Source organism: Pseudomonas lactucae (genome assembly GCF_036688725.1).
GTDB classification, from domain to species: domain Bacteria; phylum Pseudomonadota; class Gammaproteobacteria; order Pseudomonadales; family Pseudomonadaceae; genus Aquipseudomonas; species Aquipseudomonas lactucae.
Genome location: NZ_JAQQPT010000008.1, coordinates 27,885 through 43,986, shown reverse-complemented (window position 1 = coordinate 43,986; position 16,102 = coordinate 27,885). Strand labels below are relative to the sequence as shown.

Genomic DNA, 16,102 nt, shown 5'->3' with positions numbered 1-16,102 from the left:
GACTCATGACCGTGATCAAGCAAGACGACCTGATTCAGAGCGTTGCCGACGCCCTGCAATTCATTTCCTACTACCACCCCGTTGACTTCATCCAGGCGATGCACGAGGCCTACCTGCGCGAAGAGTCGCCGGCAGCCCGTGACTCCATGGCCCAGATCCTGATCAACTCGCGCATGTGCGCCACCGGCCATCGCCCGATCTGCCAGGACACCGGTATCGTCACCGTGTTCGTGCGCGTGGGCATGGACGTGCGTTGGGATGGCGCCACCATGGGCCTGGACGACATGATCAACGAAGGCGTGCGTCGCGCCTACAACCTGCCGGAAAACGTGCTGCGGGCGTCCATCCTCGCCGACCCGGCCGGCGCGCGCAAGAACACCAAGGACAACACCCCGGCCGTGATCCACTACTCCATCGTCCCGGGTAACACCGTGGAAGTGGACGTGGCAGCCAAGGGTGGCGGTTCCGAAAACAAGTCGAAGATGGCCATGCTCAACCCGTCCGACTCGATCGTCGACTGGGTGCTCAAGACCGTTCCGACCATGGGCGCCGGCTGGTGCCCACCGGGCATGCTCGGCATCGGCATCGGCGGCACCGCCGAGAAAGCCGCGGTGATGGCCAAGCAAGTGTTGATGGAATCCATCGACATCCACGAGCTGATCAAGCGCGGCCCGTCCAACCGTATCGAAGAGATGCGCCTGGAGCTGTTCGAGAAGGTCAACCAACTGGGCATCGGCGCCCAGGGCCTGGGTGGCCTGACCACCGTGCTCGACGTGAAGATCATGGACTACCCGACCCACGCCGCCTCGTTGCCGGTGTGCATGATCCCCAACTGCGCCGCCACCCGTCACGCGCACTTCGTGCTCGACGGTTCGGGCCCTGCATCACTGGAGGCGCCACCGCTGGACGCCTACCCGGAAATCGTCTGGGAGGCCGGCCCATCGGCCCGGCGCGTCGATCTCGACACCCTGACCCCGGAAGACGTGCAAAGCTGGAAGCCGGGCGAAACCGTGCTGCTCAACGGCAAGATGCTCACCGGTCGCGACGCGGCGCACAAGCGCATGGTCGAGATGCTGAACAAGGGCGAAAGCCTGCCGGTGGACCTCAAGGGGCGCTTCATCTACTACGTCGGCCCGGTGGATCCGGTGCGCGAAGAAGTGGTTGGCCCGGCTGGCCCGACCACCGCGACGCGGATGGACAAGTTCACCCGTCAGATCCTCGAGCAGACCGGCCTGTTGGGCATGATCGGCAAATCCGAACGCGGCCCGACCGCGATCGAAGCGATCAAGGACAACAAGGCGGTGTACCTGATGGCCGTGGGCGGCGCCGCTTACCTGGTGGCGCAAGCCATCAAGAAGTCGCGCGTTGTCGCCTTCGCCGAACTGGGCATGGAAGCGATCTACGAGTTCGACGTCAAAGACATGCCGGTCACCGTCGCGGTGGACAGCCAGGGCGAATCCGTCCACATCACCGGTCCTGCCATCTGGCAGAAAAAGATCAGTGAAAGCCTGGCGGTAGAGGTGCAGTAAGCACTTTTCCTGCAAGGATAAAGGCGACTGCGGCACCAAGGCCCAGTCGCCTTTTTTATGGCGCATGGTATGGTGCCTTCCCTTATTGCAGCTGTTCATATCCGTATGATCGCGATACCTCGCCCCCTGCGTCTGACCTTCTATTCCCTGATGATCATCGCCGGTGCGGTGCTCGCCGCGACATTGGCCATGCGCCATGCAGAACGCGAGGCGCTGGTGGACGACGCCGCCCGTGCCAATCAACAGCTGGCGCTGTACGCCAATTCCCTGCATACCCTGATCGAACGTTACCGCGCCCTGCCCGCCGTGCTGGCGCTGGACTCGGAAATGATCAGCGCGCTGAAAGGCCCGGTGGATGCTGCCACGCAGGACACACTCAACCGCAAACTCGAACGCATCAACGGTGCCGCGCAGTCCTCCACCCTGGAGTTGATGGACCGTAACGGCCTGGCCGTGGCCGCCAGCAACTGGGCGTTGCCGAGCAGCTATGTGGGCCATAACTATGGGTTTCGCCCCTATTTCATCCAGACCAAAAGCCAGGGCACCGGACGCTTCTACGCAGTGGGGGTGACCACTGGGATCCCGGGGTACTTCCTCTCAAGCGCAGTGCTCGACGACCACGAACAGTTCCTGGGTGCCATGGTGGTGAAACTGGAATTCCCCGAGCTTGAACGCGAATGGGCCCAGGGCAATGACCTGCTGCTGGTCAGCGATGCGCGCGGCATCGTGTTCATCGCCAATCAACCGGGCTGGCGCTATCGCAACCTGCGCCCGTTATCGGACAGCGACCTGGCCGAACTCAAGGCCACGCGCCAATATGACAAGAAACAACTGCAGCCGTTGGACACCCAGACGTTGCAACGCTTCGACGAAAACAGCCATTTGATGCGCATCAACGGCCCCGACGGCAACGCCAATTACATCTGGGAATCCCTGCCACTGAAGGCCGAAGGCTGGACCCTGCACCTGCTGCGCAAACCTCAGTTCGCCTTCGAAGACCAACGCAACGCCGGCCTTGCCGCCGCGGGTTCCTGGCTGGCGCTGGTGTTCCTGGCACTGTTCCTGAGCCAACGCTGGCGCCTGGCCCGCATGCGCCAGCGCAGCCGCGAGGAGCTGGAGCAATTGGTCGAAGAACGCACCCAGGCCCTGCGCACCGCCCAGGATGGTTTGGTGCAATCGGCCAAGCTGGCCGCGCTGGGGCAAATGTCCGCCGCCCTTGCCCATGAAATCAACCAACCACTGACCGCACAGCGCATGCAACTGGCCACGCTGCGACTGTTGCTGGACCACGGCCGCGTGGACGACGCCTACAAGGCCCTCACGCCGCTGGACGACATGCTCACGCGCATGGCCGCGCTCACCGGCCACCTCAAGACCTTTGCGCGCAAAAGCCCCAGCGGCCTGCGCGAACGCCTGGACCTGGCCACCGTGGTCGACCAGTCACTGCACTTGCTCGACGCGCGCCTGCGTGATGAAGCCATCGGCGTCATGCTGGACCTGACCCGCCCGGCCTGGGTACGCGGCGATGCGATCCGCCTGGAACAGGTGCTGATCAACCTGCTGCGCAACGCCCTCGACGCCATGGCCGACAAGCCGCGCAAACGCCTGGAAATCCGCTTGCATGCCGACCAGCAGCTGTGGGTCTTGAGCGTCAGCGACAGCGGCGGCGGAATTGCCGAAGAACACCTGAACAACGTGTTCGACCCGTTCTTCACCACCAAGCCGGTGGGCGACGGTCTCGGCTTGGGGCTGGCGGTGTCCTACGCTATCGTGCACGAACTGGGCGGACGCCTGATCGCCGGTAACCGTGGCGACGGCGCCGTGTTCACGCTGACCCTGCCCATCGCGTTGGAGACGCCGGACCTATGTTGAATGCGGTGATTGTGGTCGATGACGAAGCCAGCATTCGCACGGCCGTGGAGCAGTGGTTGAGCCTGTCGGGATTTGATGTGCAACTGTTCAGCCGTGCCGAAGAATGCCTGGCGCAATTGCCCAGGGACTTTCCCGGGGTGATCCTGAGCGACGTACGCATGCCGGGGCTCAGCGGCCTGGAGCTGCTGGCCGAGGTGCAGCGTCGCGACACCGACTTGCCGGTGATCCTGCTCACCGGCCATGGCGATGTGCCGATGGCCGTCGAGGCGATGCGCGACGGGGCCTATGACTTCCTTGAAAAACCCTTCAGCCCCGACGCCCTGCTCAACAGCCTGCGCCGCGCCCTGGATAAACGTGGGTTGATCCTCGAAAACCGCCGCCTGCATCAACAGGCCGGTCACCGCGCGCAACTCGAATCCAGCCTGCTTGGCGTATCTCGAAGCCTGCAGAACCTGCGCCGCCAGGTGCTCGACCTGGCGAGCTTGCCGGTCAACGTGCTGATCCGTGGCGAAACCGGCAGCGGCAAGGAGCTGGTCGCCCGCTGCCTGCATGATTTCGGCCCACGGGCGAAAAAACCGTTCGTAGCGCTCAACTGCGCGGCGATCCCCGAGCAACTCTTCGAAGCCGAGCTGTTCGGCCACGAAAGCGGCGCATTCACCGGCGCCCAGGGCAAACGCATCGGCAAATTGGAATACGCCCACGGCGGTACGTTGTTCCTGGATGAAATCGAAAGCATGCCGCTGGCCCAGCAAGTGAAACTGCTGCGGGTGCTGCAGGAGCAAAAACTGGAGCGCTTGGGCTCCAACCAGAGCATCCACGTGGATTTGCGCATCATCGCCGCCACCAAGCCGGACCTGCTGGAAGAAGCTCGCGCCGGGCGCTTTCGCGAAGACCTGGCCTATCGCCTGAATGTTGCACAACTGCGCCTGCCACCGCTGCGCGAGCGCCGTGAAGATATTCCACTGCTGTTCGATCACTTTGCGCACAGCGCCGCCGAACGCCTGGGCCGCAGCGTCGAGCCCCTGAGCGGCGCACAGCTGGGGCGCCTGCTCAGCCACGACTGGCCGGGTAATGTGCGGGAGCTGGCCAATGTCGCCGAACGCCAAGTGCTGGGGCTGGGTGAGCCGGAACCGGAAGGCATCGAAGCCGGGCAATCCCTCGCCGCGCAGCAGGAAGCCTTTGAGGCCCATTGCCTGAAAGCTGCATTGACTCGCCATAAGGGCGATATCAAAGCGGTGTTGGCGGAGCTGCAACTGCCTCGTCGAACCTTCAATGAAAAGATGCAGCGCCATGGCCTCGCACGGGACATGTTTCTCAAAGATGAATGAGCGGATTTCCGCTCACTACTGCAAAAACATCAGCGACATTCCGCTCAAAAAAATCCGCCTACCCCTCTAGACCGGGCCTTCATCCACCTGGCACAGCTCCTGCTATAGCCCCAGCCAGGCAGCGTTCGCGCCGCTCCATAAAAACAACTAGATGAAGGATCCTTCGATGGATAACTCCAACTCCCTGCCTCTGGGCTCGGCGGCCGCGCCGGCAAAAGAACGCACCACGTCCAGCCGCATCAAATCGATCTTCAGCGGATCGGTCGGCAACATGGTCGAGTGGTACGACTGGTACGTCTACGCCGCCTTCTCGCTGTACTTCGCCAAAGCCTTCTTCCCCAAAGGCGATACCACCGCTCAACTGCTCAACACCGCCGCGATCTTCGCCGTGGGTTTCCTGATGCGGCCGATCGGTGGCTGGCTGATGGGCCTGTATGCCGACAAAGTCGGGCGTAAAAAAGCCCTGATGGCCTCGGTCTACCTGATGTGCTTCGGCTCGCTGCTGATTGCCCTGAGCCCAGGCTATGAAATCATTGGTATCGGTGCGCCCATCCTGCTGGTGTTTGCCCGTCTGCTGCAGGGACTTTCAGTCGGCGGCGAATACGGTACCTCCGCCACCTACCTCAGCGAAATGGCGACCAAGGAACGGCGTGGTTTCTACTCCAGCTTCCAGTACGTGACCCTGATCTCCGGCCAGCTCATCGCGTTGGCGGTGCTGATCGTGCTGCAACAGGTCCTCACCACCGAACAGCTGTATGCCTGGGGCTGGCGTATCCCGTTCGCCATCGGCGCCCTGTGTGCCGTGGTCGCCCTGTACCTGCGTCGTGGCATGGAAGAAACCGAGTCGTTCACCAAGAAGGAAAAAGCCAAGGAAAGCGCGATGCGCACCTTGATGCGCCACCCCAAGGAACTGATGACCGTGGTCGGCCTGACCATGGGCGGCACCCTGGCGTTCTACACCTACACCACCTACATGCAGAAGTACCTGGTGAACACCGTCGGCATGAGCATTTCCGACTCCACCACCATCTCGGCGGAGACACTGTTTCTGTTCATGTGTCTGCAACCGATCATCGGCGGGCTGTCGGACAAGGTCGGCCGTCGTCCGATCCTGATCGCCTTCGGTATCCTCGGCACCCTGTTCACCGTGCCGATCCTCACCACGCTGCACACCATCCAAAGCTGGTGGGGCGCGTTCTTCCTGATCATGGCCGCGCTGATCATCGTCAGCGGCTACACCTCGATCAACGCCGTGGTGAAGGCCGAGTTGTTCCCCACCGAAATCCGCGCCCTGGGCGTGGGCCTGCCGTATGCGCTGACCGTGTCGATCTTCGGCGGCACCGCTGAATACATCGCCCTGTGGTTCAAGAGCATCGGCATGGAAACCGGGTACTACTGGTATGTGACTGCGTGTATCGCGGTGTCGCTGGCGGTCTATGCAACCATGAAGGACACCCGTAAGCACTCTCGCATCACCACGGACTAAACGTCTGACCCGGTAAAACTGTGGGAGGGAGCAAGTCGAATCGTCGCACCCCCCCTCCCACATTGGTTATATGTCGCTTGGTGAATCAGGACAGTTCCGCCGCCTCGCTCCGTCCATACCGGCGCTGCGCATACGACGCGCCGGCAATCATCACCACCAGGATTGCAGCCAACACGGCTGACGAACCGATGGTGCCGAAATCCAACCCGCCCTTGTCATGAGGCTTGGTGAGAAAGTCGCCCAGTGTCGCGCCAAACGGCCGAGTCAACACAAACGCCACCCAGAACAACAGCACCGACGAAATCCGCGTGAAGTACTTGAGCGCCACCACCACAGCGATGGTTGAGCCGATCAGCAGCGCACCACCAGCAAAACCCAGCCCCGAATCGTCCGCAAGGAAATCGCCCAAGGCAGTGCCCAAGGTATTGGAGAACAGGATCGCCATCCAATAGAACAACTCGCCCCGGAAGGTCTGCACCTTGTTCACGTTCAGCGAATCACCGCTGAGGCGCCACAACGCAAAGATGATCATCAGAATCACGATCAGGATCATTGAGCCGGTGGCGTAGCCCAGGCCCAGGGTTCGGTCCATAAAGTCCGACATCGTCGTGCCCGCCGTACTGGTGGACAGGATCACGATCCAGTACAGCACCGGGTTGTAGCTTTTCGACCAGAGTTGCGTCACCAAGGTGACCAGGAACACGCTGATCAGGATCATCGAACTGATCGCGTAACCGACATTCAGGGTCATCGACAGCAAGTCCCCGGCGGTTTCGCCCAGGGTGGTTGCGCAGATTTTCATGACCCAGAACGCCAGGGTGATCTGAGGAAGTTTATTCATAGGATGGAAGGCTCCGAAGTTCAGTTGTTCAATGGCCGACTTATAGAGGTGTCGACTTGGCGCGCAGACTGAACGGGAGGCTGTGAAAAATAGGTGGGCGATGAATGAAAATTCCATGGGGTCGATGGAAATTCGCGGCCATGGGTTGCACTATGATCGCCCCCCCAGAACCCCGCAGGAACCAGGCCATGTCCGACGATATCCATTTCTACGAACCCGCCAACGGCCACGGCCTGCCCCATGACCCGTTCAATGCCATCGTCGGCCCTCGGCCGATCGGCTGGATTTCGTCACACGACCGTGAAGGCCGCCTGAACCTGGCGCCCTATAGTTTCTTCAATGCGTTCAATTACATTCCGCCGATCATTGGGTTTTCCAGTGTCGGGCGCAAAGACAGCCTGAACAACATCGAACAGACCGGCGAATTCGTGTGGAACCTGGCCACCCGACCGTTGGCCGAGCAGATGAACCAGAGCTGCGCGGCGGTCTCGCCGCAGGTGAATGAGTTCGAGCTGTCCGGCCTGACGCCGGTGGCTTCAAAAATCGTTGGCGTACCACGCGTGGGCGAGAGCCCGGTGGCGTTCGAATGCAAGGTGACGCAGATCATCCAGTTGCAACGCGCCGACAAGGGGTTGGTGCCGAGCTGGCTGGTGCTGGGCGAGGTGGTCGCGGTGCACATTGCCAAGTGGTTGCTCAAGGATGGCATCTATGACACCGCTGCCGCCGAACCGATTTTACGCGGTGGCGGCCCGGCGGATTACTTCCAGCTGGGGCCGGAGGCGCTGTTCAAAATGTACCGCCCAGGCGCCAACAAACCCTGATTGGAATGCGATCAGTTGTGGGAGGCAGATGCCCAAGTCAGCTGACCATCTTGATCCACATCAATCAGGCGCTCAAGCTGCACAGTCGCCGCATCATCCGCATCCGAAGCCGTCTTGAACCTTTGCCCCTCCAGGATCTTGTGAAACCGCGGGGCGCCCATGCCATCCAGTGCCTTGACGGCAACGGCGGCGCTGTAGCCCCCTTCTCCCGGTACGACGGCGGAAACGGCTTCGTGGTGGGCAAATTGTTTACGTGCCATGTTGCAGGTCCTGGCCAATGGAAAGGCGGCCATTCTAAACCGGTTCAACCGGCGAGTTGCAGGTACTCGCCGTAGGCGTGTGCGGCGGATGCATCGGTGAAGGTCTGGAAGTCCATGCTGCGCAGCACGCCGTCATTCAACAGCTCGGTGAAGATCATCAGCGCCGGAGAACTGAAGTAGTCGCTCATCGCCTGCTCGCTGCTCCAAAAGCCCGAGACCAGCCACACGTCGGGGTCAACCTGGGAATGCTGCAATGAGAACTGCAGGCAACCCTGAGCCTGGCGGCCCGGTTCGATCAAACTGCTCAAGCGTGCACCCAGCTCGGTGCTGCACCCGGTGCGGGCGCGGATAAAGGCCATATGGCTCGCGGGAATGGGGGTGGACATATTCGACTCTCCCGTTGAGAAGTGATGCTCGGCAAGCACTGTGAGGGTGTGTTGCCACAGGATCAACGATAACGGCGCGGGTACACCCGCGGTTAGTCAATTCCTGCCGGCTTATTGCACGATCCTGCGAGAAGCGTAGATAGGACGTTGGCCCAGCGGTTTTATTCCACGCGCAAACGCCGGTTTTCAGGCAGATGACCGGCCTCGCGCTTGCCTGATTGACGACAGGCCGCAGGATCAGGCAAGGATTGTGCAGAATCGACCTAACACTTTTTGAAACGTCGCCGCTAAGCTGACCCCCATCAAAGCAGCCAGCAGAGGACGCGCCATGTCGTCGCCCGACCATCAGCCCCCCCCCCTCGATGCCGAGATGGAAAAACAGCGTGCCGAGCTGGCCAGCATCGTGCACCGCCATACCTGGGAGGACGGTTCCTACGGCACGGCGATCACCTCGCTGTACCTGAACCGTCACAACACGCCGCGCGATTTCATGCCGGTGCTGGTGGAGCCCGCGCTGTGCATCCTCGCCAACGGCAGTAAGGAAGTGCGCCTGGCCGATGAAATCTTCGCCTATGACCCGCTCAACTATTTGGTGTTCTCGGTGGCGATGCCGGTGGCCGGGCGGATCATCGATGCCACGCCGGATGACCCGAACCTGTCAGTGCGCATTAATATCGACCCGGCGCAGCTCACAGCGCTGATCGCCGAGGCCGGCCCCATGGGCGTGCCCACGCGCCCGACATCGCGCGGGATGTACGTGGACCGGATCGACAATCAACTGCTCGACGCGGTACTGCGCCTGGCGCGCTTGCTGGATACGCCCAAAGACATCGCGATGCTCGCGCCGTTGATCAATCGCGAAATTCTCTACCGCCTGCTGCGTGGACCACAGGGCTATCGTCTGTATGAAATTGCCGTGGCCAACAGTCAGAGCCATCGGGTGAGCCAGGCGATCAAGTGGCTCAATGGCAACTACGAACAACCGTTGCGCATCGATGACCTGGCCAAGGAAGTGAACCTGAGCGTCTCGACCCTGCACCATCGCTTCAAGGCAATCACGGCCATGAGTCCGCTGCAGTATCAGAAGCAGTTGCGCTTGCAGGAAGCGCGCAGGCTGATGATTGCCGAAGGGCTCGAAGCCTCGGCGGCCGGGTATCGGGTGGGGTACGAAAGCCCGTCGCAGTTCAGCCGGGAGTACAGCCGGTTATTTGGTGCGCCGCCCTTGCGCGACTTGGCCAGGTTGCGCCAGAGCATCTGACCCCACATTTTGCCCGCGTACAGTCAGTCCAATCCACGGGGCAGTTGCAAAGTCACCCTAAGGCCGCCTTCGCGAAGGTTCTGCAAACTCACTTCCCCCCCATGGCTGTGGGCAATATTGCGTGCAATCCCCAAGCCCAACCCATAACCCTGCTGCTGCCCGGACAGGCGGAAGTGCGGTTCGAATACCTGCTCCAAACGCTGCTCGGGCACACCCGGTCCTTCGTCATCCACATGCAGGATGAACTGCGCGCCATCGTCTTCGATATGCAAATGCGCGTTCTGCCCGTACTTCAAAGCGTTGTCGATCAGGTTGCCGATGCAGCGTTTGAGCGCCAACGGCTTGCCGGGGTAGGCCGCCAGAGCGTAGCCATCCAGGGTCACGCGGCCATTGCCGTTGGGTGCGACGTAAGGCTCCACCAGGCATTCGAGCACATGGTTGAGGTCGACCGGCTGGATGTTCTCGTGGATATCGGTGTCTTTCACGCATTGCAGCGCGCCCTTCACCAGCAATTCCAATTCGTCCAGGTCGCGGCCGAATTTGGTTTGCAGGTTCTCGTCTTCCAGCAGTTCCACGCGCAGGCGCAGGCGGGTGATCGGTGTGCGCAGGTCGTGGGAAATCGCGCTGAACAACTGGCTGCGCTCGGTCAGGTAACGGCTGATGCGTTCGCGCATGGCGTTGAAGGCGCGACCCACTTCCACCACTTCGCTGCCGCCGCCTTCGGCCACCGGCTCCACATCGGCGCCCAGGGACATGTCCCGCGCCGCCCGCGCCAAGCGCTTGAGTGGGCGGCTCTGCCAATGCACCAGCAGGCCGATAAACAGCAATAGAAAACCGCTGGTCAGCACGATGAACCACACCTGCTGGGACGGCAGGCCTTGTTCTTCAAGGCTGGTGTAGGGCTCGGGCAGCAACGAGGCGATGTACAGCCATTCGCCGGGGGCAAGTTGGATCTGGGTGACCAAGACCGGCGGGTTCACCGGTTCCAGGGTCAATGCGTAATGGGCCCAGGAACGCGGCAACTCATCGAGCTTGAGGCCGGCATTGAAGATGCGCAGCTCCTCGGCACTGACGAACTCCACCGAGATCACCACGTCGGCGCCCAGGGTCTGGCGCAATACTTCATCCACCGCGACCAGCACGGCCTGTTTGCGCGGGGTCTCGGGCAGGACCTGCATCTCCAGCGGGCGATCGTTGAGGGTCACCACAAACCGAGTGCCGCCCATGCTGCGCAACTGATCGAGGACCAACGGCCGGTAGGCCACCGGCAACGAACGGAAATAGCTCACGCTGGCCGTCATCGAATGCGCCAGGCTCCGGGCGCTGGTGACCAGGCCTTCGAGCTGGGTCGCGCGTAACTGCGACACCCAGATCACGCTGGACAGCGCCTGGGCGAACAGCACCACCAGCAAGGTCAGCAGCAACATGCGCCCCAGCAATGAGCGCGGCACCGGGAAGCGACGGCGGCGTTCGGTTACAGGCTCAGTGGGCATTGCCGGCAACCACGCTGGCTGCCAGTTGATAACCGCTGCCGCGCACGGTGCGGATCAGCCGCGGGGGCTTTTCGGTGTCGCGCAGGCGTTGGCGCAGGCGACTCACGGCCATGTCGACGATACGGTCCAGCGGCATCAGGTCCCGGCCACGGGTGGCGTTGCCGATGGTGTCGCGGTCGAGGATTTGCTGGGGGTGGTCGAGAAACAATTTGAGCAGGGCAAAGTCGGCACCGGAAAGGATCACCTCTTCGCCATCCACGTGGAACAGCCGGTGGCTGATCATGTCCAGGCGCCATTCGTCGAACACCAGCACATCGGCGCTACCACTGCGCTCCTGGCCGAACTGGCAGCGGCGCAACAGGGCCTTGATCCGCGCCTGCAATTCACGGGGGCTGAACGGCTTGCCGATGTAATCATCGGCGCCCAACTCCAGGCCGATCACACGGTCGGCTTCGTCGGAACTGGCGGTGAGCATGATGATCGGCACCTGCGCCTGGCGCGGGTGCTGGCGAATCCAGCGGCAGAGGCTGAAGCCGTCTTCGTCGGGCAACATCACGTCGAGGATGACCAGGTCGCACGGCGCCTCGTTCATCGCCTGGCGAAACCCCGCGCCATCCGGCACGCCACGCACCTGGAAACCGGCGCGACTGAGGTAGGTTTGCAGCAATTCGCGGATTTCCTGGTCGTCGTCGACGAGGAGAATCGATTTACTGATTACGCTCACGAGGTCCTCCTTGTTGTTATGGGGCCATCACTGCCTAGGCAAAAGCCTGCTCCAGCGCCACGCCCGCCCCGGTCAACCCGGAATACGGCGCCGTCACCAACCACACCGGAATACCTTTGAAGTAGTCGCTCATGCAGCCTTTGTCACTGAAGCTCTTGGCGAAACCGCTGGCGATAAAGAAGTCGGCAAACCTCGGTATCACCCCGCCCACGATGTACACGCCACCGCGCCCACCGGTGGTCAGTACATTATTGCCTGCAACCCGGCCCAGCCAGATGCTGAACTGGTCCAACACTTCCATGGCGATCGGATCACCGGCCAGACCCGCCGCCGTGATGGCTTCGGGCGTTTCGAGCACCGGCACATGGCCGTCGACCGCACAAATCGCCCGGTACAGACGCGGCAACCCGCCACCGCTCAAGGCGGTTTCGGCGCTGACGTGGCCGATTTCGTTGTAGATGTGCTGCCACAGCTGGGTTTCCCGCGGGCTGCTCAGCGGCAGGTCGACATGCCCGCCCTCCCCCGGCAATGCCGCGTAGCGACCCGCACCGAGGTCCAACAACGTTCCGACTCCCAGGCCCGTGCCCGGGCCGATCACCACCGCCGGGCGCAACGGCTCCGGCGTGCCTTCGCAGACCACGCGGAATTCGTCGGGTTGCAAGCGGGTCATGCCCAGGGCCATGGCCGAGAAGTCATTGACCAGCAGCAGCTCATCCACCTGCAGCGTGTTGCAAAACGCAGTCTTGCTCAGGCGCCAGTGGTTGTTGGTGAATTTAAATTCATCGCCGCTCACCGGCCCGGCCACCGAAAGGCACACTGCACCGATATCGCCGACGTTCAGGCCTTCTTCGCGCAAATAGACCTTGATCGCCTCTTCGGGGCTGGAGTAGTCCACCGTGGCATGCACACGAATCGAATGCAGTGCCGAATCCCGCCACAACGCAAAACGCGCGTTGGTACCGCCGATATCACCGACCAGCGCTAACTTCACTTAAGCGTCTCCAAGGCAGAGGTAAAGGCGCTGGCGCCCTGCTCTGCGGAGCTTGCGGCCAAGCGCATAAATGCAAACAACTCGCGACCTGCCCCCACATTATTGCCCAACAGGCCCGTGGCAGGCGTGCGCGCTGCGAATTCTTCGGCGTCCACCTTAAGCTCCAAGGTGCCTGTCACGCCATCCACACGAATGATATCGCCATCGCGCACTCGCGCCAGTGGCCCACCGCTCTGGGCTTCGGGGTTGACGTGAATCGCGGCGGGGATCTTACCCGACGCGCCGGACATACGCCCGTCCGTCACCAATGCCACCTTGAAACCACGGTCCTGCAACACACCGAGGAACGGGGTCATCTTGTGCAGTTCGGGCATGCCATTGGAACGCGGGCCCTGGAAGCGCATGACTGCGACAAAGTCTTTTTCCAACTGGCCGGCCTTGAACGCATCGGCCAGGTCCTGCTGGTCCTGGAACACCACCGCCGGTGCTTCCACCACTTGGTGCTCCGGCGCCACGGCGGAGACTTTCATCACGCCACGCCCCAGGTTGCCTTCCATCACGCGCAGGCCACCTTCGGGCGAGAACGCACGGGCCACGGGGCGCAGGATGGTTTCGTCGAGGCTCTCGATAGGGCCGTCGCGCCAGACCAGCTCGCCATCGACCAGGAACGGTTCCTGGATGTAACGGCTCAGGCCCTTGCCCGCGACCGTGTTGACGTCTTCGTGGAGCAGGCCGGCCTCGAGCAGCTCGCGGATCAGGAACGACATGCCGCCCGCCGCCTGGAAGTGGTTGATGTCGGCCTTGCCGTTCGGGTACACGTGGGACAGGGTCGGCACCACCTCGGAGAGGTCGGCCATGTCCTGCCAGGTGAGGATGATGCCCGCGGACATGGCGATGGCCGGCATGTGCAGGGTGTGGTTGGTGGAACCGCCGGTGGCATTGAGCGCGACGATGGAATTGACGATGGATTTTTCGTCGACAATCTCGCCGATCGGCGTGAAGTTGCCGTTGGCCTTGGTCAGACGCGTGACCTGATGCGCCGCTTCGCGGGTCAGCGCATCACGCAGCGGCGTGTACGGGTTGACGAACGACGCGCCCGGCAGGTGCAGGCCCATCACTTCCATCAACAACTGGTTGGTGTTGGCGGTGCCGTAGAAGGTGCAGGTGCCGGGGCTGTGGTAGGACTTCATCTCCGATTCCAGCAGCTCTTCGCGGGTGGCCTTGCCTTCGGCGTAGCGCTGGCGCACATCGGCCTTCTGCTTGTTGGAGATGCCTGAAGGCATCGGCCCGCCCGGCACGAAGATCATCGGCAGGTGGCCATAGCGCAGCGCGCCCATCATCAGGCCGGGAACGATCTTGTCGCAGATGCCCAGCATCAGCGCGGCATCGAACATGTTGTGGGACAGCGCGACGGCCGTGGACATGGCGATGACTTCACGGCTGAGCAGGCTCAGTTCCATGCCCGGCTCGCCCTGGGTCACGCCGTCGCACATGGCCGGGGTGCCGCCGGCGAACTGACCGACCGAGCCGACTTCGCGCAGGGCTTTCTTGATCTGTTCCGGGAAGTGTTCGTACGGCTGATGCGCCGAGAGCATGTCGTTATATGAAGAAACAATTGCCACGTTGGCGGCATTCATCATGCGCAGGCTGTTTTTGTCTTCGGTGCCGCAACCGGCCACGCCGTGGGCGAAATTGGCGCATTGCAGCTTGCCGCGCATCGGCCCGTCGCTGGCAGCGCCGCGAATGAGCGCAAGGTAAGCCTCGCGAGTGGCGCGGCTGCGGGCGATAAGCCGTTCGGTGACCTCAAGAACGCGGGGATGCATGTGTAGAACTCCAGGCTAACGGATGTGGTGACCCTCGTTCCTATGCTGATCAAACGCCCGCAGCGCATGGGATGGCAGGGTGTCGTTTAAATCATCGGACCAGTTGATTCAGGTCACTCGTTGTAGATTGAACAAAATATTGCCACTAAAAAGGCTTGTTTTCTATTTTTATGCGAATAATCTTGTAATTCTTACAACAAATCGACGACAGGCACTTTCCAATGACTCTTCGTATCGCAATCAATGGTTTTGGCCGTATCGGCCGTAATGTCCTGCGCGCACTGTATACCCAAGGCTACCGCCAGGATTTGCAGATCGTCGCCATCAATGATTTGGGCGACAGCTCGATCAATGCCCACCTGCTCAAATTCGACACCGTGCACGGCACTTTCGACGCAGAGGTCGCCCACGATCAGGAAAGCCTGACCGTCAATGGTGACCGGATTGCCGTGAGTGCCATTCGCAACCCGGCCGACCTGCCATGGGCTGCCCACAAGATCGACGTGGTGTTCGAATGCACCGGCCTGTTCACCGACCGTGACAAGGCTGCCGCCCATATTACTGCCGGCGCACGCAAGGTGATCATCTCGGCACCGGCCAAGGGCGCGGACGCGACCGTGGTCTACGGCGTGAACCATGACATTCTGCGTCAATCCCACCAGATCATCTCCAACGCCTCGTGCACCACCAACTGCCTGGCGCCGGTCGCCCAGGTGCTGCACCGTGAGCTGGGCATCGAAAGCGGCCTGATGACCACGATCCATGCCTACACCAACGACCAGAACCTGACCGACGTCTACCACACCGACCCGTACCGCGCGCGCTCGGCCACCCAGAACATGATCCCGAGCAAGACCGGTGCCGCCGAAGCGGTCGGCCTGGTGCTGCCGGAACTGGCGGGCAAGCTGACCGGCATGGCCGTGCGCGTGCCGGTGATCAACGTGTCGCTGGTCGACCTCACCGTACAACTGAAAAAAGAAGCCACCGCCGAAGAGGTCAACGCGCTGCTCAAGGAAGCCAGCCAGCACTCGAAAATCCTCGGCTACAACACGCTGCCGCTGGTCTCCAGTGACTTCAACCACAACCCGCTGTCGTCGATCTTCGACGCCAACCACACCAAGGTGAGTGGCAAGTTGCTCAAAGTGTTGGCGTGGTATGACAACGAGTGGGGTTTCTCCAACCGCATGCTGGATAACTGCCTGGCATTGTGTAACGCCGAGTAATTCCTTGAGGGAAGAGCTTTTGCTTGGGAGGGGTTTGCCCCTCCCACATTTTCCTATCGTAGGCCTG

At 61.7% G+C, this 16,102-nt stretch carries 14 protein-coding genes; 7 read left to right on the top strand and 7 right to left on the bottom strand.

Translation table 11 applies throughout. The features are described 5' to 3' along the window. The first annotated feature begins 5 nt into the window (after positions 1-5). The 4 genes from V6M90_RS10855 (at position 6) to V6M90_RS10840 (ending at position 6,215) form a co-directional block, all read left to right on the top strand. Positions 6-1,529 carry a fumarate hydratase gene (locus tag V6M90_RS10855; protein WP_305427729.1) on the top strand — a complete coding sequence of 508 codons (1,524 nt, stop codon included), beginning with the start codon at positions 6-8 and terminating at the stop codon, positions 1,527-1,529. A gap of 105 nt (positions 1,530-1,634) precedes the next feature. Further along, on the top strand, positions 1,635-3,401 hold the full coding sequence (locus tag V6M90_RS10850; protein WP_042945217.1) for a sensor histidine kinase: 1,767 nt from the start codon (positions 1,635-1,637) through the stop codon (positions 3,399-3,401). Beyond that, positions 3,395-4,729 carry a sigma-54-dependent transcriptional regulator gene (locus tag V6M90_RS10845; protein ID WP_141063359.1) on the top strand — a complete coding sequence of 445 codons (1,335 nt, stop codon included), beginning with the start codon at positions 3,395-3,397 and terminating at the stop codon, positions 4,727-4,729. Before V6M90_RS10850 ends, V6M90_RS10845 begins: the two co-directional genes overlap by 7 nt. Positions 4,730-4,895: 166 nt before the next feature. Further along, the gene (locus tag V6M90_RS10840; protein WP_332846462.1) at positions 4,896-6,215 is read left to right on the top strand and encodes an MFS transporter; all 1,320 of its coding nucleotides are present in this window, start codon (positions 4,896-4,898) and stop codon (positions 6,213-6,215) included. Between the two features lie 85 nt (positions 6,216-6,300). Here V6M90_RS10840 and V6M90_RS10835 read toward each other — a convergent pair whose 3' ends face one another. Further along, positions 6,301-7,056: a COG4705 family protein gene (locus V6M90_RS10835; protein ID WP_332846461.1), complete on the bottom strand. Its 756-nt coding sequence runs from the start codon at positions 7,054-7,056 to the stop codon at positions 6,301-6,303. A 188-nt stretch (positions 7,057-7,244) separates the two neighbouring features. Here V6M90_RS10835 and V6M90_RS10830 point away from each other — a divergent pair, with 188 nt between their 5' ends. Next, the gene (locus V6M90_RS10830) at positions 7,245-7,877 is read left to right on the top strand and encodes a flavin reductase family protein (protein ID WP_332846460.1); all 633 of its coding nucleotides are present in this window, start codon (positions 7,245-7,247) and stop codon (positions 7,875-7,877) included. Positions 7,878-7,888: 11 nt separating this feature from the next. On the opposite strand, the gene V6M90_RS10825 is transcribed toward V6M90_RS10830, so the two are convergent. Both V6M90_RS10825 and V6M90_RS10820 read right to left on the bottom strand, forming a co-directional pair. Continuing rightward, a complete protein-coding gene (locus V6M90_RS10825; protein ID WP_332846459.1) occupies positions 7,889-8,137 on the bottom strand; it encodes a hypothetical protein in 249 nt (82 codons plus the stop codon). Positions 8,138-8,181: 44 nt separating this feature from the next. Continuing rightward, positions 8,182-8,523 carry an antibiotic biosynthesis monooxygenase family protein gene (locus V6M90_RS10820; RefSeq protein ID WP_332846458.1) on the bottom strand — a complete coding sequence of 114 codons (342 nt, stop codon included), beginning with the start codon at positions 8,521-8,523 and terminating at the stop codon, positions 8,182-8,184. Positions 8,524-8,851: 328 nt separating this feature from the next. Between V6M90_RS10820 and V6M90_RS10815 the strand changes: the two genes are divergently transcribed. Continuing rightward, the gene (locus V6M90_RS10815) at positions 8,852-9,781 is read left to right on the top strand and encodes an AraC family transcriptional regulator (protein ID WP_332846457.1); all 930 of its coding nucleotides are present in this window, start codon (positions 8,852-8,854) and stop codon (positions 9,779-9,781) included. 23 nt (positions 9,782-9,804) lie between these two features. Here the strand turns inward: V6M90_RS10815 and V6M90_RS10810 are convergent, their stop codons facing one another. The 4 genes from V6M90_RS10810 to edd are packed head-to-tail and all read right to left on the bottom strand — an operon-like array spanning position 9,805 to position 14,812. Next, positions 9,805-11,232: an ATP-binding protein gene (locus V6M90_RS10810; RefSeq protein ID WP_003175852.1), complete on the bottom strand. Its 1,428-nt coding sequence runs from the start codon at positions 11,230-11,232 to the stop codon at positions 9,805-9,807. A gap of 31 nt (positions 11,233-11,263) precedes the next feature. Next, positions 11,264-11,998 (bottom strand): response regulator, encoded by a 735-nt coding sequence (locus tag V6M90_RS10805; RefSeq protein ID WP_003175853.1) that lies wholly within the window; start codon positions 11,996-11,998, stop codon positions 11,264-11,266. A 34-nt stretch (positions 11,999-12,032) separates the two neighbouring features. Then, positions 12,033-12,989, bottom strand: a complete 957-nt coding sequence (locus tag V6M90_RS10800) for a glucokinase (RefSeq protein WP_141063361.1) — start codon at positions 12,987-12,989, stop codon at positions 12,033-12,035. Beyond that, positions 12,986-14,812 carry a phosphogluconate dehydratase gene (edd, locus tag V6M90_RS10795; RefSeq protein ID WP_003175855.1) on the bottom strand — a complete coding sequence of 609 codons (1,827 nt, stop codon included), beginning with the start codon at positions 14,810-14,812 and terminating at the stop codon, positions 12,986-12,988. The genes V6M90_RS10800 and edd overlap by 4 nt, the downstream gene beginning before the upstream one ends. A 221-nt stretch (positions 14,813-15,033) precedes the next feature. On the opposite strand from edd, the gene gap reads away from it, so the two are divergent. Further along, positions 15,034-16,035, top strand: a complete 1,002-nt coding sequence (gene gap / locus V6M90_RS10790; protein WP_003175856.1) for a type I glyceraldehyde-3-phosphate dehydrogenase — start codon at positions 15,034-15,036, stop codon at positions 16,033-16,035. Positions 16,036-16,102: the final 67 nt, after the last annotated feature.